This is a genomic window from Pantoea sp. 18059 (assembly GCF_902706165.1).
GTDB lineage: Bacteria > Pseudomonadota > Gammaproteobacteria > Enterobacterales > Enterobacteriaceae > Pantoea > Pantoea agglomerans.
Genome location: NZ_CACSJS010000006.1, coordinates 251985 through 268895 on the forward strand (window position 1 = coordinate 251985; position 16911 = coordinate 268895).

At 55.4% G+C, this 16911-nt stretch carries 14 protein-coding genes, 2 tRNA genes and 1 rRNA gene; 6 read left to right on the forward strand and 11 right to left on the reverse strand.

The genetic code is table 11. The features are described 5' to 3' along the window. Positions 1-73 precede the first annotated feature (73 nt). The 3 genes from GVJ63_RS16895 (at position 74) to GVJ63_RS16905 (ending at position 3642) form a co-directional block, all read left to right on the forward strand. Positions 74-973, forward strand: a complete 900-nt coding sequence (locus GVJ63_RS16895; protein ID WP_159227147.1) for a LysR family transcriptional regulator — start codon at positions 74-76, stop codon at positions 971-973. 45 nt (positions 974-1018) lie between these two features. After that, positions 1019-2038, forward strand: a complete 1020-nt coding sequence (yhjD, locus tag GVJ63_RS16900; protein ID WP_159227148.1) for an inner membrane protein YhjD — start codon at positions 1019-1021, stop codon at positions 2036-2038. Positions 2039-2310: 272 nt separating this feature from the next. Then, complete coding sequence (locus GVJ63_RS16905; RefSeq protein ID WP_010671462.1) at positions 2311-3642, forward strand: MFS transporter; 1332 nt, start codon at positions 2311-2313, stop codon at positions 3640-3642. Positions 3643-4171: 529 nt separating this feature from the next. Here GVJ63_RS16905 and ilvC read toward each other — a convergent pair. Continuing rightward, positions 4172-5647: a ketol-acid reductoisomerase gene (ilvC, locus tag GVJ63_RS16910; protein ID WP_010253551.1), complete on the reverse strand. Its 1476-nt coding sequence runs from the start codon at positions 5645-5647 to the stop codon at positions 4172-4174. A gap of 162 nt (positions 5648-5809) precedes the next feature. Between ilvC and ilvY the strand changes: the two genes are divergently transcribed. After that, positions 5810-6691 carry an HTH-type transcriptional activator IlvY gene (ilvY, locus tag GVJ63_RS16915; RefSeq protein ID WP_010671461.1) on the forward strand — a complete coding sequence of 294 codons (882 nt, stop codon included), beginning with the start codon at positions 5810-5812 and terminating at the stop codon, positions 6689-6691. Here ilvY and ilvA read toward each other — a convergent pair whose 3' ends face one another. The 6 genes from ilvA to ilvL form a co-directional block, all read right to left on the reverse strand. Continuing rightward, on the reverse strand, positions 6692-8239 hold the full coding sequence (ilvA, locus tag GVJ63_RS16920) for a threonine ammonia-lyase, biosynthetic (RefSeq protein WP_159227149.1): 1548 nt from the start codon (positions 8237-8239) through the stop codon (positions 6692-6694). Positions 8240-8241: 2 nt separating this feature from the next. After that, positions 8242-10092, reverse strand: a complete 1851-nt coding sequence (gene ilvD, locus GVJ63_RS16925) for a dihydroxy-acid dehydratase (protein ID WP_033766560.1) — start codon at positions 10090-10092, stop codon at positions 8242-8244. A 62-nt stretch (positions 10093-10154) separates the two neighbouring features. Beyond that, positions 10155-11084 carry a branched-chain amino acid transaminase gene (locus GVJ63_RS16930; protein WP_159227150.1) on the reverse strand — a complete coding sequence of 310 codons (930 nt, stop codon included), beginning with the start codon at positions 11082-11084 and terminating at the stop codon, positions 10155-10157. Positions 11085-11102: 18 nt separating this feature from the next. After that, on the reverse strand, positions 11103-11360 hold the full coding sequence (gene ilvM, locus GVJ63_RS16935; protein WP_008926359.1) for an acetolactate synthase 2 small subunit: 258 nt from the start codon (positions 11358-11360) through the stop codon (positions 11103-11105). After that, positions 11357-13003, reverse strand: a complete 1647-nt coding sequence (gene ilvG / locus GVJ63_RS16940) for an acetolactate synthase 2 catalytic subunit (protein WP_031593764.1) — start codon at positions 13001-13003, stop codon at positions 11357-11359. The genes ilvM and ilvG overlap by 4 nt, the downstream gene beginning before the upstream one ends. Positions 13004-13153: 150 nt before the next feature. Continuing rightward, positions 13154-13252 carry an ilv operon leader peptide gene (ilvL, locus tag GVJ63_RS16945; protein ID WP_072101316.1) on the reverse strand — a complete coding sequence of 33 codons (99 nt, stop codon included), beginning with the start codon at positions 13250-13252 and terminating at the stop codon, positions 13154-13156. A gap of 330 nt (positions 13253-13582) precedes the next feature. Between ilvL and GVJ63_RS16950 the strand changes: the two genes are divergently transcribed. Then, positions 13583-15103: a YifB family Mg chelatase-like AAA ATPase gene (locus GVJ63_RS16950; protein ID WP_033780902.1), complete on the forward strand. Its 1521-nt coding sequence runs from the start codon at positions 13583-13585 to the stop codon at positions 15101-15103. Positions 15104-15128: 25 nt separating this feature from the next. On the opposite strand, the gene GVJ63_RS16955 is transcribed toward GVJ63_RS16950, so the two are convergent. After that, the gene (locus tag GVJ63_RS16955; RefSeq protein WP_010253568.1) at positions 15129-15467 is read right to left on the reverse strand and encodes a DUF413 domain-containing protein; all 339 of its coding nucleotides are present in this window, start codon (positions 15465-15467) and stop codon (positions 15129-15131) included. A 120-nt stretch (positions 15468-15587) separates the two neighbouring features. Here GVJ63_RS16955 and hdfR point away from each other — a divergent pair, with 120 nt between their 5' ends. Next, on the forward strand, positions 15588-16421 hold the full coding sequence (gene hdfR, locus GVJ63_RS16960; protein ID WP_033766557.1) for an HTH-type transcriptional regulator HdfR: 834 nt from the start codon (positions 15588-15590) through the stop codon (positions 16419-16421). Positions 16422-16539: 118 nt separating this feature from the next. On the opposite strand, the gene GVJ63_RS16965 is transcribed toward hdfR, so the two are convergent. From GVJ63_RS16965 to rrf, 3 genes are all read right to left on the reverse strand, one after another. Further along, positions 16540-16615 (reverse strand) — tRNA-Trp (locus tag GVJ63_RS16965). Positions 16616-16622: 7 nt separating this feature from the next. Further along, positions 16623-16699, reverse strand: a tRNA-Asp gene (locus GVJ63_RS16970). 87 nt (positions 16700-16786) lie between these two features. After that, a 5S ribosomal RNA gene (gene rrf / locus GVJ63_RS16975) occupies positions 16787-16902 on the reverse strand. Positions 16903-16911 lie beyond the last annotated feature (9 nt).

Genomic DNA, 16911 nt, shown 5'->3' on the forward strand with positions numbered 1-16911 from the left:
CGCGAATTATTGATCTATAAACAGTGTTAAATGCGCATCACTGTTTCAATAAAAACAACAATCGGTGAACAACATGGACAAAATTCACGCAATGCAGGTGTTTGTGCGGGTGGCCGAAATGGGCAGTTTTACCCGCGCGGCAGAGAGTTTAGGTGTCCCCAAAGGCAGCGTTTCGCGGCAGATACAGGCGCTGGAGAATCAAATGGCAACACGTTTGCTGCATCGCACCACGCGCCGGGTGCAACTAACCCAGGATGGGTTGGTCTATTACGATCGCTGTCTGGATTTATTGTCGATGATTGACGATATGGACAGCCTGTTCCAGCACGAGCCTGCCTCGCTCAGCGGTAAGCTCCGGATTGATATGTCTGTGGCCATGGCCACCAGTTTTATCCTGCCACGGCTGCCGGAATTTTTGCAGCACTACCCCGGCGTAGAGATTGAGCTGAGCAGCAGCGATCGTCAGGTGGATGTGATCCGGGAAGGGTTTGACTGCGTAATCCGCGTCGGCGAGCTCAAAGATTCTGGCCTGATTGCGCGAAAAATTGGTACCCATACCTTGATCAACTGCGCCAGCCCTGTCTACCTTTCGCGTTTCGGCATGCCGATCCGGCTGGAAGAGCTGTCGCAGCATGCGATGGTGCATTACAGCCAGCAACTGGGTCAGGCCTCACCGGGTTTTGAATATTTTGATGGCAGGCAGTGTCACTATGTTCACACCGGCGGTGTGGTCACCGTGAACAGCACCGAAACCTATCGCGCCGCCTGTCTGGCGGGGTTAGGCATTATTCAGGTGCCAGCCGCCGGGATTCAGACATTACTGGAAAGAGGCGAGCTGGTAGAAGTGCTGCATCGCTTTCCCGCCAGACCGATGCCGATCCACCTGCTCTATCCGCACCGGCGCAATGTGGCGCGTCGCGTGCGGGTTTTTATGGAGTGGCTGAGTCAGGTGTTACAGGAGTACGTCACCTGAGCGGCTATACTTTGATTTTAATGATAAACAGGACAGTGAAGGTCTATGACAGACAAGCAGGAAAACCCGCAGGATACGCAGCCGCAAAAGCCACTTATCGATATTAAAACCGGCAACGAGACGGTTGATCATTCGATAGTGCGCGTGTCGCGTTTTGCCGCCTGGTTTCAGGCGATCCCGGCAGTGGCGCATTTTATTCGCGCCCTTGACCGCTTTAATGATCGGCTCGGCAGCCAGTTTGGCGCGGCCATTACCTATTTCTCTTTTTTATCGCTGATCCCCATTCTGATGGTGTCGTTTGCCGCCGTGGGTTTTGTGCTGGCATCGAACCAGGATCTGCTGACCGATATCATCAACAAAATCGTCAGCAGCATCAGCGACCCGACGCTGGCCACCACGCTGAAGAATACGGTAAATACCGCCATTCAGCAGCGTGCCACCGTGGGTATTACCGGTTTACTGCTGGCGCTCTACTCCGGTCTTAACTGGATGGGTAACCTGCGCGAAGCGATTCGTGCCCAGTCGCGCGACGTATGGGAACGCAAACCGGATGACAAAGAGAAGATCTGGAAGCGTTATATTCGCGATTTCCTGTCGCTGACCGGTCTGATGCTGGCGCTGGTGATTACGCTGTCGCTGACCTCGGTAGCCGGTTCGGCGCAGGCACTGATCGTCAGCGCACTGGGGCTGGATGGCATCGACTGGTTACGGCCCGCCCTGACCATTATTGCCACCTCGATTTCCGTTATGGCTAACTATCTGCTGTTCCTGTGGATTTTCTGGATCCTGCCGCGTCATAAGCCGCGTAAGAAAGCACTGTTCCGCGGCACTCTGCTGGCGGCAATCGGTTTTGAGGTGATCAAGTTTGTGATGACGCTGACGCTGCCGAAGCTGGCGACCTCGCCTTCCGGTGCGGCCTTTGGTTCCGTGCTTGGCCTGATGGCGTTTTTCTACTTCTTCGCCCGTCTGACGCTGTTCTGTGCGGCGTGGATCGCCACCGCCAAATATAAAGACGACCCACAAATGCCTGAAGCGAGCAGCGCGTCACGACACAAATCATCGTAATCCGTTAACAACAGCGGAAAATATTACCCCTCGGCTATTTTTTAACCAGATAACAGGATGAATAGCTGAGGGGTCACTTTTATTTAGCCCTTTCGTAGAGTATCCCGCCAGATATCGTCCGGATTACCCCGGTATCACCCGACATTCGTCGCACCTCAGAAATTATCCTCTTTTTGCCCGCTGAAGCCAGACGCGGCGCGGGTTTTCTTCATTGAATGCGCTCTGGCAGATGCGTAAGATTCTTTGTCTGTATTTACAAATAAGAAACAGTTATGCAAGCCTCCCTCACAGACACGCTCGACAAACAGCAGGATCCCACGCCGGTTAACTCACGCAGTAAAGTGGTGATTGCCTCGCTGGTCGGAACGGCCATCGAGTTCTTCGACTTTTATATTTATGCCACTGCTGCGGTGATTGTTTTCCCGCACATTTTCTTCCCGCAGGGTGATGCCACGGTCGCGACGCTACAGTCGCTGGCCACCTTTGCTATCGCCTTTATCGCGCGTCCGATTGGCTCCGCCGTGTTTGGTCACTTTGGCGATCGCGTGGGTCGCAAAGCCACGCTGGTTGCCTCGCTGCTGACCATGGGGATCTCCACCGTGGTGATTGGTCTGCTGCCCGGCTATGAAACCATCGGCGTGATGGCTCCGTTGCTGCTGGCGCTGGCGCGTTTTGGTCAGGGACTGGGACTGGGTGGTGAATGGGGTGGCGCGGCGCTGCTGGCGACGGAAAATGCCCCGGCGAAGAAGCGTGCGCTTTACGGTTCCTTCCCTCAGCTGGGTGCGCCGATTGGCTTTTTCTTCGCTAACGGCACTTTTCTGCTGCTTTCGTGGCTGCTGACCGACGAGCAGTTTATGCAGTGGGGCTGGCGCGTGCCGTTTATTCTCTCCGCCGTGCTGGTACTGATTGGCCTGTATGTGCGCGTTTCGCTGCATGAGAGTCCGGTGTTTGCCAAAGTACAGAAAGAGAAGAAGCAGGTTCGGGTGCCCATTGCGGCGCTGCTGAGCAAGCATCTGACTGCCACCATTCTCGGCACCTTTATCATGCTGGCGACCTATACGCTGTTCTATATCATGACCGTCTATTCGATGAGCTACGGCACCACGGCAGCACCGGCCGGTCTGGGTATTCCGCGTAATAGTATGTTGTGGATGCTGATGCTGGCGGTGATTGGCTTTGGAGTGATGGTGCCGATTGCCGGTTTGCTGGCTGACCGTTTTGGTCGCCGCAAGACGATGATTACCATTACGCTGATGATTATCGCGTTTTCGTTCCTGTTCCCGGCGATGCTCGGTTCCGGATCGCAGGCGCTGGTGATGGCGTTCCTGTTGCTGGGTCTGAGCATTATGGGCCTGACCTTTGGTCCGATGGGCGCCCTGCTGCCGGAGCTGTTTCCGACCGAAGTGCGTTATACCGGCGCATCGTTCTCTTATAACCTCTCATCGATTCTGGGTGCTTCTGTTGCGCCTTATATCGCGACCTGGCTGAATGCGCATTATGGTTTGCAGGCGGTGGGACTTTATCTGGCATCGATGGCCGTGCTGACGCTGATTGCATTACTCGCCTGTAAAGAGACGCGTAATCAGACGCTGTATGACGTTTAATCCGGCTGGATGAAGGTCAGTGAAAACCCGGCGGCTGCCGGGTTTTTTTATGGAGCAGGCTCACAGAGTACAACCGCTCTGAAGGGCTAAACAAAACATCGCCTTATGGTCAGGCGACAGGCTCAGGGAGCATACGCCTTAAGCGGGTTAGCTTTCTGTTTGAAAAAACCGGACCTCGCTGAAAAGCGTATTGATACTGGCAGCAATAAAGAAGCTTAAGGGCACAGGGAATACGGTCAGAAGAGGAAAGCGTCCCGCGCCAGGGACAAAAACGCCGGGAGCGTTTTTGAACAACGCAAAGCGTTGGCCCGGAAACGGGCGCACCTCAGGGATGAGGTGCGTAATCGCGCGGGCCGAGCATGCCATGGATGGCGGTTTTGCGTCTTTCCGATCTGACCGTATTCCATGTGCCTGCACTGTCTCACAGCAGTGCAGGCACGGTCTCACAGAGAACCGTCCAGCCGTTGTTCATCAACAAAAAACCCCGGCAAGCCGGGGTTTGTTTTGCTGAAAACTGTGATGACGGTAATTAGCCCGCGACAGCGATACGCTTCATGTCGGTCATGTAGCCACGCAGCTTACGGCCAACGGTTTCAATCGGATGCTGGCGAACCGCTTCGTTAACGTCACGCAGCTGCGCGTTATCAACCTGCGTGCCTTCAACCGCTTTACCCAGATCGCCTGGCTGCAGCGTGGTCATGAACTCTTTCAGCAGCGGCACCGCGGCGAAGGAGAACAGGTAGTTACCATATTCGGCGGTATCGGAGATCACCACGTTCATTTCATACAGGCGCTTACGGGCGATGGTGTTCGCGATCAGCGGCAGCTCATGCAGTGATTCGTAGTAAGCAGACTCTTCAATGATGCCGGCGTCCACCATGGTTTCAAACGCCAGCTCAACGCCCGCTTTAACCATCGCAACCATCACCACACCTTTATCGTAGTACTCCTGCTCTTCGATTTTGCCTTCATACTGTGAAGCGGTTTCGAACGCGGTCTGGCCGGTCTCTTCACGCCAGGTCAGCAGGTTTTTATCATCGTTAGCCCAGTCCGCCATCATGCCGGAAGAGAATTCGCCGGAGATGATGTCATCCATATGTTTCTGGAACAGCGGTGCCATGATGGTTTTCAGCTGCTCTGACAGCGCATAAGCGCGCAGTTTAGCCGGGTTAGAGAGGCGATCCATCATCAGTGTGATGCCGCCAAACTTCAGTGATTCGGTGATGGTTTCCCAGCCGAACTGGATCAGTTTTTCTGCGTAAGCCGGGTCAGTGCCTTCAGCCACCAGCTTGTCGAAGCAGAGCAGTGAACCAGCCTGCAACATGCCGCACAGGATAGTCTGCTCACCCATCAGGTCAGATTTCACTTCTGCAACGAAAGAGGACTCCAGCACGCCAGCACGATCGCCGCCAGTTGCTGCTGCCCAGGCTTTGGCAATCGCCATGCCTTCGCCTTTTGGATCGTTTTCCGGATGAACCGCGATCAGCGTCGGTACACCAAAGCCACGTTTGTACTCTTCACGAACTTCTGTACCCGGACACTTCGGTGCCACCATCACCACGGTGATGTCTTTACGGATGCTTTCGCCCACTTCAACGATGTTGAAACCGTGCGAGTAGCCCAGCGCAGCGCCATCTTTCATCAGCGGCTGAACAGCCTGAACTACAGCGGAGTGCTGCTTGTCTGGCGTCAGGTTAACCACCAGATCAGCCTGCGGGATCAGTTCTTCGTAGGTGCCCACTTTGAAACCGTTATCGGTCGCTTTGCGCCATGAAGGGCGTTTTTCCGCAATTGCTTCAGCACGCAGTGCATAGGCCACATCCAGACCGGAATCACGCATGTTCAGACCCTGATTCAGGCCCTGCGCACCACAGCCAACGATAACGACTTTTTTGCCTTTCAGGAAACTGGCACCATCCGCGAATTCATCGCGTGCCATGAAACGGCACTTGCCTAATTGCGCCAGCTGGTTGCGCAGGTTCAATGTGTTGAAATAGTTAGCCATGGGTACTCCGGTAAGGTTGTGTTTGCTTTTTTTGTTCAGGAACGGCGTGTCATGCAGCGCCGCGAATGACCCCATCATATGACAGGAATTCTGTTGCTTAAATTGATATATTAACAACGTCACATTGCAATAAATGCAACACCACCCAGAGGCGACGCGCACATGGATTTACGGGATCTGAAACTGTTTCTTCATCTGGCAGAAAGCTGCCACTTCGGGCGCACTGCGCGTGCTATGCACGTCAGCCCTTCCACGCTGTCACGCCAGATCCAGCGGCTTGAAGAAGATGTCGGCCATGCGCTGTTTCTGCGCGATAACCGCACCGTGACGCTGACAGAAGCGGGCGAACGCCTGCGCCAGTTTGCCCAGCAGACGCTGTTGCAGTATCAGCAACTGCGCCATGTGATGGATCTTAACGGTCCGTCGCTCAGCGGCGAGCTGCGCCTGTTCTGTTCGGTGACGGCGGCCTACAGTCATCTGCCGCCCATCCTCGACCGCTTTCGCGCTGAACATCCGCAGGTCGAAATCAAACTGGATACCGGCGATGCCGCGGATGCGGTGGAAAAAGTGCACTCCGGCGATGCCGATCTGGCCATTGCCGGCCGTCCTGAAACGCTGCCCGCCAGCATTGATTTTATGCCACTGGGGCTGATCCCGCTGGTGCTGATCGCGCCTGCACTGCCCTGTGCCGTTCGTACCCAGGCAACACAGCCGCAGCCCGACTGGTCAAAAATTCCGTTTATCCTGCCGGTGCAGGGACCGGCACGGCGACGTATCGATCTCTGGTTCCGCCGCCAGCGCATCCCGAATCCGGTGATTTACGCCACGGTCTCGGGGCATGAGGCGATTGTTTCGATGGTGGCGCTGGGCTGCGGTATTGCACTTTTGCCGGATGTGGTGCTGGAAAACAGCCCGGAGCCGGTGCGTAACCGCGTGCTGCTACTGGAGAATATTGACTCGGTTGCGCCGTTCGAACTCGGCATCTGCGTGCAAAAAAAGCGGCTCGGAGAGCCGCTGATCAGTGCTTTCTGGAGCCAGCTGTAATCAGTTGCCTGACAGGAAGAAGCGGAACGCCGGGTTCTGGCTTTCGTCATGAAAGTCGTAACCCAGATCGGTGAGATGCTCTTCGAAGCGTGGCTCATCGCTGCCAAGTTCAAAAGCGGCCAGCACACGGCCATAATCGGTGCCGTGGCTGCGATAATGAAACAGCGAGATATTCCAGTGGGTGCCCAGCGTTTGCAGGAACTTCAGCAACGCGCCGGGTGCCTCCGGGAATTCAAAGCTGAAGAGGCGTTCACGCAGTGGTTTAGAAGGGCGTCCGCCCACCATGTAACGCACGTGCAGTTTCGCCATCTCATCATCCGAGAGATCGACCACCTGATAACCGCCGCCGGTGAGCTCGCTGATGATCTCGCTGCGCTCTTCCACGCCGCGCGTCAGTCGTACGCCAACAAAGATGCAGGCTTTGTCCGCATCGGCGTAGCGGTAGTTGAACTCGGTAATCGACCGTCCACCCAGCGTCTGGCAGAAACGCAGGAAACTGCCCTGCTGTTCCGGGATCGTTACGGCCAGCAGCGCTTCTCGCTGTTCGCCCAGCTCGCAGCGCTCAGAAACGTAGCGCAGGCCGTGGAAATTGACGTTGGCCCCGGATAACACATGCGCCAGCCGCTCGCCTTTGATCCCATGCTGCTGGATATACTTTTTCATGCCCGCCAGCGCCAGCGCGCCAGAGGGCTCCGCCACAGCACGGACATCTTCAAACAGATCTTTCATCGCGGCACAAATGGCATCGCTGTCGACGGTGATGATGTCATCAATGTATTCCTGACAGAGCCGGAAGGTTTCGCTGCCAATCCGTTTCACCGCCACCCCTTCGGCAAACAGCCCGACGCGCGGCAGATCGACCGGATGACCCGCCTCCAGCGCTGCTTTCAGACAGGCTGAATCTTCTGACTCCACCGCGATCACTTTGATTTGCGGCATCAGCTGCTTGATCAGCACCGCGACGCCGGCTGCCAGACCTCCACCGCCAACCGGGACAAAGACCCGGTCGAGATGCGCATCCTGTTGCAGCAGCTCCATCGCCAGCGTGCCCTGTCCGGCAATGACGGCCGGATGGTCAAACGGCGGTACGAAGGTGTAACCGCGCTGTTCAGAGAGTTCTATCGCTTTGGCTTTCGCCTCGTCAAAGTTGGCCCCGAACAGGAAAGCCTCACCGCCAAATGCGCGCACCGCATCAACCTTGATGTCTGCCGTCGCCAGCGGCATCACAATCAGTGATTTGATGCCCAGCTTAGTGGCAGAAAGCGCCACGCCCTGCGCATGGTTACCGGCTGACGCCGTTACCACGCCGCGCGCTTTCTGCTCTTCGTTCAGACCGGCAATCATCGCGTAGGCACCGCGCACCTTGAAACTGTGCACCGGCTGACGATCTTCCCGCTTCACCAGAATGGTGTTGCCAAGACGCGATGAGATTTTTTCCATAACCTGCAGCGGCGTCACCTGTGCCACTTCATACACCGGTGAACGCAACACTGCGCGCAAATACTCAGCGCCACAAGGCGCCTCGGGTAGCGGTTGAGACTCGGCCATTGTTAGCCTCCCAGCTTGCTCTTATCGCGGACGGCGCCTTTGTCAGCACTGGTCGCGAGTAATGCGTAGGCACGCAGCGCAAAGGAGACTTCACGCTGACGATTGACCGGCGTATACGCCGCATCGCCACGTGCCTGCTGCTCTTCACGACGGGCGTGCAGTTCGTTATCCGGTACGGCGAGTTTGATACCGCGGTTAGGGATATCGATTTCGATGGTGTCGCCATCTTTGACCAGCGCAATGGTGCCGCCGTTGGCTGCTTCAGGCGAGGCGTGACCGATAGAGAGGCCTGACGTACCGCCAGAGAAACGACCATCGGTGATCAGCGCGCAGCTTTTGCCCAGCCCCATCGATTTCAGATAAGTGGTCGGATAGAGCATCTCCTGCATGCCTGGCCCGCCTTTTGGACCTTCGTAGCGAATGACGACCACATCGCCCGCAACGACTTTGCCGCCCAGAATCGCTTCAACGGCGTCATCCTGGCTTTCATAGACTTTGGCCGGACCGGTGAAGGTCAGGATTTCTTTGTCTACGCCCGCAGTTTTTACGATACAGCCATCTTCCGCGATGTTGCCGTAGAGCACGGCCAAACCGCCATCCTGCGAGTAAGCGTTTTCATGTGTACGGATACAGCCTTCGGCACGGTCATCATCCAGCGTGTCCCAGCGGCAGTTCTGTGAGAACGCCTGAGTGGTACGAATACCCGCCGGACCCGCGCGGAACATATCTTTTACCGCCTGATCTTTGGTCAGCATGATGTCGTACTGATCCAGCGTTTCACGCATGGTCTGCTGCAGGATATTACGAGCGCTGCTGTCGAACAGGCCGGCACGATCCAGCTCGCCGAGAATGGCGAAGACGCCACCCGCGCGATGCACATCTTCCATGTGGTATTTCGGGGTACTTGGCGCCACTTTACAGAGCTGAGGCACTTTGCGTGACAGGCGATCGATGTCGGAGATATTAAAGTCGATATCGCCTTCCTGTGCGGCTGCCAGCAGGTGGAGCACGGTGTTGGTGGAGCCACCCATGGCGATATCCAGCATCATGGCGTTCTCAAAAGCGGCCTTGTTCGCGATGTTACGCGGCAGCATGTTGACATCATCCTGCTCGTAATAGCGCTTGGTCAGGCTTACGATGCGCTTACCGGCATTGATGAACAGCTCTTTGCGATCGGCGTGCGTAGCCAGCAGTGAACCGTTGCCAGGCTGCGACAGACCGAGTGCTTCAGTCAGGCAGTTCATCGAGTTGGCGGTGAACATACCGGAGCAGGAGCCGCAGGTCGGACAGGCAGAGCGTTCGATCTGCTCGCTGTCGGCATCGCTGACGTTCGGGTTGGCACCCTGAATCATCGCATCTACCAGATCCAGCTTGATGATCTGGTCAGAAAGCTTGGTTTTACCCGCTTCCATCGGTCCGCCTGAAACGAAGATCACCGGAATATTGAGGCGCAATGACGCCATCAGCATACCCGGGGTGATTTTGTCGCAGTTAGAGATGCAGACCATGGCGTCGGCACAGTGGGCGTTGACCATGTACTCGACCGAGTCAGCAATCAGCTCACGCGACGGCAGTGAATACAGCATGCCGCCATGACCCATGGCAATACCGTCATCCACCGCAATGGTGTTGAACTCTTTAGCCACACCGCCTGCCGCTTCGATCTGCTCGGCGACAAGTTTACCAAGATCACGCAGGTGAACGTGGCCCGGCACAAATTGGGTGAATGAGTTAACCACAGCGATAATCGGCTTGCCGAAATCGTCGTCGGTCATTCCTGTCGCGCGCCATAAGGCACGGGCACCCGCCATATTGCGGCCGTGGGTGGTGGTGGCGGAACGGTACTTAGGCATACTCTATTTACTCCAGTAAGAATAAGCTCGCGGACGTCAGATGACGCCCGCGCTGTATCTGATTATGGGTTAACCGGATCTAACCAGCCCCATTTGTCTTCGGTTTCGCCGGTGAACAGGCCAAAGAAGGCCTCCTGGATGCGTTTGGTCACCGGGCCACGTTTGCCTTCGCCAACCTGAATGCGGTCAACGCTGCGCACCGGTGTAATTTCTGCCGCGGTGCCAGACATAAAGACTTCGTCAGCCAGATAGAGAGATTCACGCGACAGGGTCTGCTCACGCACTTCAATGCCCATATCGCGCGCCAGCGTGATGATGGCATCGCGGGTGATGCCCGGCAGTGCTGAAGAGGTAAATGGCGGGGTAAAGAGCACGCCATCTTTAACTTCAAACAGGTTTTCGCCTGCACCTTCTGAGATCAGGCCATTAGTATCCAGCGCAATCCCTTCCTGATAGCCGTGACGACGGGCTTCGCTGCCCACCAGCAGTGAGGAGAGGTAGTTACCGCCCGCTTTAGCGGCGGTTGGCAGGGTGTTCGGTGCTACGCGGTTCCATGAGGAGACCATGGCGTCGATGCCATTCTCCAGGGCTTCAGCGCCCAGGTATGCGCCCCACGGGAACGCCGCAATGATCACGTCGGTGGTGAAGCCGTCTGGCGGGTTCACGCCCAGGCCCACATCGCCGACAAAGGCCAGCGGACGGATATAAGCACTTTTCAGTTTGTTCACGCGGATGACTTCGCGGCACGCTTCCATCAGCTCATCAACGCTGCTTTTAATCGGGAAGCGATAGATTTTGGCGGAGTCGTGCAGACGTTGCATGTGTTCGCGATGGCGGAACACAACCGGTCCTTGGTGAGAGTCGTAGCAGCGCACGCCTTCAAATACCGACGTACCGTAGTGCAACGCGTGGGACATGACGCTGACCTTCGCCTCTTCCCACTTAACCATCTCGCCATTGAACCAAATAAAGTCTGCTTTCTTCGTGCTCATTGTTATTCCCTCTCGCGGCTAAGCGCGGATTTGTTGTGTTGTCTGTTGTTGAATCTGAACGCATGCAACGTCGATCAATTTGCTTAACTGCGAAGACAGTAAATCGACGGAACGCTGACTGGCAACGGTCATTTCAATATTAATGTTTTCTGCGTTGGCGACTGAGGCCATGTTCATAGAACAGACCTGAAAACCGCGGTGACGCACTACGCGTAAAATGCGCTCCAATATTTCAGGGCGGAAACGGGCTTCGATAGACAATTGATGCTGGTTCATACAGTTTTCTCCATCATGTTTGCATTGCTGGCACCCGGCGGTACCAGTGGCCAGACGTTTTCATGCTCATCAATTGCAACATGCAGGAAGTAAGGACCTTCGCTGTTCAGCAGAGCATCAAGGGCGGCGTCGACCTGATCTTTACGGGTAATGCGCTGGCCGGGAATATTGAAAGCGCTGGCCAGCGTGAGGAAGTCGGGGTTGTCGGACAGATTGGTTTCACTGTAGCGGCCATCGAAAAACAGCTGCTGCCACTGACGCACCATGCCCAGACGCTGGTTATCCAGCAGCACGATTTTGACCGGCAGCTTGCCGCGCTTGATGGTGCCCAGCTCCTGGATGTTCATCATGATGGAGCCATCGCCCGAGACACAGATAACCGTATCTTCCGGGCGTGCAACCTGCGCACCGATGGCGGCGGGTAAACCAAAGCCCATGGTGCCTAAGCCGCTGGAGGTGATGAAGTTCTCCGGCGCGCTGAATGCCATGTGTTGCGCCGTCCACATCTGGTGCTGACCGACGTCGGTGGTCACTACGGTATTGGCCGGTTTGCGATCGGAAAGCTGCTTCAGCAACAGCGGTGCATAGATCGCTTCGCCCGGATGGTCGTAGCGCCATGGGTGACTGGCCTTAAGCGCTTTCATCTCATCGCGCCAGGCGTTGATATGCAGAGGCTGACTCAGGGCGGGCAGCAGTTCGTTGAGATCACCCTGCAGAGAGACGTGTGCACGACGTAATTTGTTTAACTCAGCGGGATCGATATCGAGATGAATCACGCTGGCATGGGGGGCAAAGGTGTCCAGCTTGCCGGTCACGCGGTCATCGAAACGGGCACCGACCGCGATCAGTAAGTCACAACTCTGCACCGCCAGGTTGGCGGCTTTAGTACCGTGCATCCCCAGCATGCCGAGATACACCTCGCTGTGGGGGTTTACGCTGCCCAGCCCCTTTAAGGTGGCCACTGCCGGGATGCCGGTCTCTTCTGCCAGCGCGCGCAGTGCCGGAACAGCCTGTGCCAGGCCAACGCCTCCACCAACATAGAGCATTGGTTTTCTGGCCTGCGCCATCAGTGCGCGTGCTTCCTGAATCGCCTGATGCGGCAGCGCGCTTCCCTCTTCTACCGGAACCAGATGCGGGGCAGGTTCTCCCTGCGCAATCTGAATATCTTTAGGAATGTCCACCAGTACCGGACCCGGACGGCCCGACTGCGCCAGCGCAAAGGCTTCTGCCATGATGGCGGGCAGCTCATCCAGCGATTCAACCAGGAAGCTGTGTTTGGTGCAGGCCAGCGATAAGCCCAGTACGTCGATTTCCTGAAAGGCGTCGGTACCAATAAAAGCGGAAGAGACCTGACCCGTTACGGCAACCACCGGAACCGAATCCATCATGGCATCTGCCAGGCCGGTAATCAGGTTGGTCGCGCCAGGGCCAGAGGTGGCGATACAGACACCGGTTTTGCCGGTTGAGCGCGCATAACCGATCGCCGCCATCACAGCGCCCTGCTCGTGGCGACACAGTAGGTGTTCCACGCCGCCGTCGTAGAGCGCGTCGTAAACCGGCATGATTGCGCCGCCAGGGTAACCGAATACGGTATCAACACCCTGCGCGCGTAAAGCCTGAACTACCCACTGTGCACCTGTCATCGCTATTCTCCTGTGTCCTGACCGGAACAACAGAATTTTATGCTACTGTTCATTGTTTGTTCCTTGTGGATTTACTGATATTTCCTCTGGTCGAAAAAAAACCCCCGGACCTTTCGGTGCGGGGGTTTTTTCGGATTCGAGGCTTGATTTTTAAGCCTTTCTTTCTCCAAGCGTTGCCCCGCACGGTAGGTTAATAACCACCACCACGCTAATCACGACCAGGCTAATCACTTGTAGAAGGGCTTTCATGTGTTGTTCAATTCTTTCGCTTGTTCGAAGTAATGCCTACAGAGTTATCATAGTCAGGGGGCATGACACAACTTTTTTTACAGAGTTTTTTTAGCGCCTGGCGCTAAATCGCGGTCTATCAATTTGTAATAAAAGAAATAATTACATGATGATAATTATTCATCACTTTACTGACGTAATAATTTTTTGGTGAATTTGCGCGCAGACACGCAGCGTTTTAACAGGTTGTGAAAAAACTTCTGATAGATTGTGCAATGACCCGAATAGTGCTGATGATGCCCTGGCTTTCCTTTGATGCTGTCACCAGACTGACGGTAACAAGGAGCGAGTATGTCATTGTCAAAAGTTCTGACCCGGGCAGCGCTGGGAGTGGAAGCCCCGCTGGTGACCATCGAGGCACACATCAGTAACGGACTGCCTGCGTTAACGCTGGTGGGGCTGCCTGAAACCACGGTGAAAGAGGCGCGTGAGCGGGTACGCAGCGCCATTATCAACAGCGGTTTTGCCTTCCCGGCAAAACGCGTCACCATCAATCTGGCACCCGCAGATTTACCCAAAGAGGGCGGGCGGTATGACTTACCTATGGCGATTGCCATTCTGGTGGCCTCTGAGCAGCTTCCTGCCGACAAACTGACGCACTATGAGTTTCTGGGTGAGCTGGCACTCGACGGCGCACTGTGCGGTGTACAGGGCGCGATTCCAGCGGCCATGGTAGCCATTCAGGCTGGACGACAGCTGGTCCTCTCCGCTGAGAATCAGTGTGATGCCGGGCTAATCCGTCAGGGCTCGTCGCTGGTTGCCTCTCACCTCAGCGAAGTGTGCGCCTTTCTGCGCAATGAACTCACACTACAGACAGCCCAATATCCTGAGCATCAGGGCGATGCACCTGCTGACGATCTCGCTGATATCATTGGTCAGGAACAGGGGCGCAGAGCACTGGAGATCACTGCGGCTGGCGGGCACAACCTGTTGCTGATCGGGCCCCCTGGCACCGGTAAAACCATGCTCGCTACCCGGTTGCCCGGCATCATGCCCTCCTTAAGCGATCAGGAAGCACTGGAGTGCGCGGCAATCGCCAGCCTGGTGAACAGCAATACCCTGCACCGACAGTGGCGCACCCGGCCTTTCAGATCACCTCACCACAGCGCCTCTCTCTATGCTCTGATTGGCGGCGGCTCATTGCCACGGCCCGGTGAGATCTCCCTGGCGCATAACGGCGTGCTGTTTCTGGATGAATTACCGGAATTTGATCGCAAGGTGCTGGACTCACTGCGCGAACCATTAGAGTCGGGCGTCATCGCTATTTCACGCGCACGGGCAAAAGTTACCTACCCGGCCCGGTTTCAGCTGATTGCTGCGATGAATCCAAGTCCAACCGGACACTATCAGGGACAGCATAACCGCTGCTCACCCCAGCAGGTGCTGCGTTATCTCAGTAAGCTATCCGGCCCATTTCTTGATCGTTTTGATCTTTCGCTGGAGGTGCCGCTACTCCCCAGCGGCATGCTCAGCGGTCAGCGCGCCAGGGCGGAAGCATCTGAGCAGGTTCGTCATCGGGTGGTCGCAGCGCGTGACATTCAGCTGGCTCGTGCAGGAAAAATAAATGCGCATTTAAACAATGCAGAGATTATGCGCTGGTGTCAGCCTGCTAAAGAGGATGCGGAGTGGCTGGAGTCAGTGCTGGAGAAGCTGGGTTTATCTGTACGGGCATGGCAGCGGATTTTAAAAGTGGCCCGTACCCTGGCCGATCTGGCTGGGGAAACAGACATCACCCGGCATCATCTGCAGGAAGCTGTCAGCTATCGTACGATAGATCGATTAATGATCCATCTGCATAACAGCCTGCAATAAAAAAGGGGCTTTCGCCCCTTCTCTGTTAATCGTCGCTGTCGGTGAAGTCTTCAACGGTGTCCATCTGCGGTTTACCGCCAGACAGCGTATGAAAACGTTTAGGACGCTTAATGCGGGTCATATACTTAGACCATACACGTTCAGCTTCCGTTTGCGGCTCACGCACGCCACGACACACTTCAATAAACAAACGTTCTTCTTCGGTTGCAGGCTCACGCTTTGATAAATCCAGCTCATTAAAGGCAAAACCGTGGCGTTCAAGAAGCTGAGCTTCTTTAATAGTAAAGTCACCGTGGCGTGAGAAACCACGCGGGTAATGTTTGTTATCAAAGAAACGATTCTCTGTTGAGAAGCTTTCCGCCATGTTACACGCTCCTGATTTTCTAATGCCGTGCTGTTAATGGCGCGGAGTATTAGATAGGCTTGACAGAGTGTAAAACAAAACATTTAAATCTATACGACAAACATTTTTTGGGAGAACGCTGTGGATACGGAATTACTGAAAACTTTCCTGGAAGTGAGCAGAACTCGCCATTTCGGGCGTGCTGCAGAAGCACTTTACCTCACGCAATCTGCTGTCAGTTTTCGCATCCGTCAGTTAGAGAATCAGCTTGGCGTTAACCTTTTTACACGGCATCGCAATAACATACGTCTGACGGCGGCCGGAGAGCGACTGCTCCCCTATGCTGAAAGCCTGATGAACACCTGGATGATGGCGAAGAAGGAGGTCTCTCACACTCAGCAGCACCATGAGCTTTCAATAGGTGCCAGTGCATCACTATGGGAGGCTTATCTGACGCCATGGCTACAGACGCTCTACGAGAATCGGGAGAGCCTGCACTTAGAAGCGCGCGTGGCACAACGACATCTGCTGGTTAAGCAACTCCATGAGCGCCAGCTGGATCTGTTGATTACCACTGAAGCACCTAAGATGGATGAGTTAACCAGTCAGCAGATTGGTCATATTTCACTGGCGCTTTTCTGCGCCCGGCAGAGCGAGAAGCGTGAAAAATATGATTATATTAAGCTGGAATGGGGAGCAGATTTTCATCAGCATCAGAGCTATCTCTCCGGGGCTGATGATGTACCGGTACTGACCACCACGTCGGCACATGTCACCCGTGAACTGCTGCATACCACCGGAGCGTGCGCATTTCTGCCGGACTTCTGGCAGAGTGTGTACAGTGAGTTGATGGTGATTCCGGATACGCCCGTCGCCGTGCGTCCGCTCTATGCTGTCTGGTTGCAGAACAGCGATCAGCAGGCACATATCCGTCAGTTGCTTAAATTCCCGATTCTGGTCAGGCAAAATAGCTGAATTTGCAGGCAGGACAGTAGGCAGGGAAGATCAGAGGCCAGTTAGATTTAGCTGGTTTTTCTTTTTTGCTTTTTTAAAGGCAAAAAAAAATCCTTTGCCGAAGCAAAGGATCGTTTTCTGGCAGGGGCGGAGGGACTCGAACCCCCAACACCCGGTTTTGGAGACCGGTGCTCTACCAATTGAACTACGCCCCTAATAGGGTGGCGGAACGGACGGGGCTCGAACCCGCGACCCCCTGCGTGACAGGCAGGTATTCTAACCAACTGAACTACCGCTCCACCGATTCTTTCACAGCTGTCAGCAACGGGCTGATGGCCGTCTGTTCCTGTTATTTTCCTTGTCAGGGGAAAAGGAACGAATTTGATGCCTGGCAGTTCCCTACTCTCGCATGGGGAGACCCCACACTACCATCGGCGCTACGGCGTTTCACTTCTGAGTTCGGCATGGGGTCAGGTGGGACCACCGCGCTAAAGCCGCCAGGCAAATCTTG

Excerpts from the sequence above, each read along its gene's own strand:
- GVJ63_RS16895 (WP_159227147.1), top strand. The coding sequence starts at position 74 with ATGGACAAAATTCACGCAATGCAGGTGTTTGTGCGGGTGGCCGAAATG.
- yhjD (WP_159227148.1), top strand. The coding sequence starts at position 1,019 with ATGACAGACAAGCAGGAAAACCCGCAGGATACGCAGCCGCAAAAGCCA.
- GVJ63_RS16905 (WP_010671462.1), top strand. The coding sequence starts at position 2,311 with ATGCAAGCCTCCCTCACAGACACGCTCGACAAACAGCAGGATCCCACG.
- ilvC (WP_010253551.1), bottom strand. The coding sequence starts at position 5,647 with ATGGCTAACTATTTCAACACATTGAACCTGCGCAACCAGCTGGCGCAA.
- ilvY (WP_010671461.1), top strand. The coding sequence starts at position 5,810 with ATGGATTTACGGGATCTGAAACTGTTTCTTCATCTGGCAGAAAGCTGC.
- ilvA (WP_159227149.1), bottom strand. The coding sequence starts at position 8,239 with ATGGCCGAGTCTCAACCGCTACCCGAGGCGCCTTGTGGCGCTGAGTAT.
- ilvD (WP_033766560.1), bottom strand. The coding sequence starts at position 10,092 with ATGCCTAAGTACCGTTCCGCCACCACCACCCACGGCCGCAATATGGCG.
- GVJ63_RS16930 (WP_159227150.1), bottom strand. The coding sequence starts at position 11,084 with ATGAGCACGAAGAAAGCAGACTTTATTTGGTTCAATGGCGAGATGGTT.
- ilvM (WP_008926359.1), bottom strand. The coding sequence starts at position 11,360 with ATGAACCAGCATCAATTGTCTATCGAAGCCCGTTTCCGCCCTGAAATA.
- ilvG (WP_031593764.1), bottom strand. The coding sequence starts at position 13,003 with ATGACAGGTGCACAGTGGGTAGTTCAGGCTTTACGCGCGCAGGGTGTT.
- ilvL (WP_072101316.1), bottom strand. The coding sequence starts at position 13,252 with ATGAAAGCCCTTCTACAAGTGATTAGCCTGGTCGTGATTAGCGTGGTG.
- GVJ63_RS16950 (WP_033780902.1), top strand. The coding sequence starts at position 13,583 with ATGTCATTGTCAAAAGTTCTGACCCGGGCAGCGCTGGGAGTGGAAGCC.
- GVJ63_RS16955 (WP_010253568.1), bottom strand. The coding sequence starts at position 15,467 with ATGGCGGAAAGCTTCTCAACAGAGAATCGTTTCTTTGATAACAAACAT.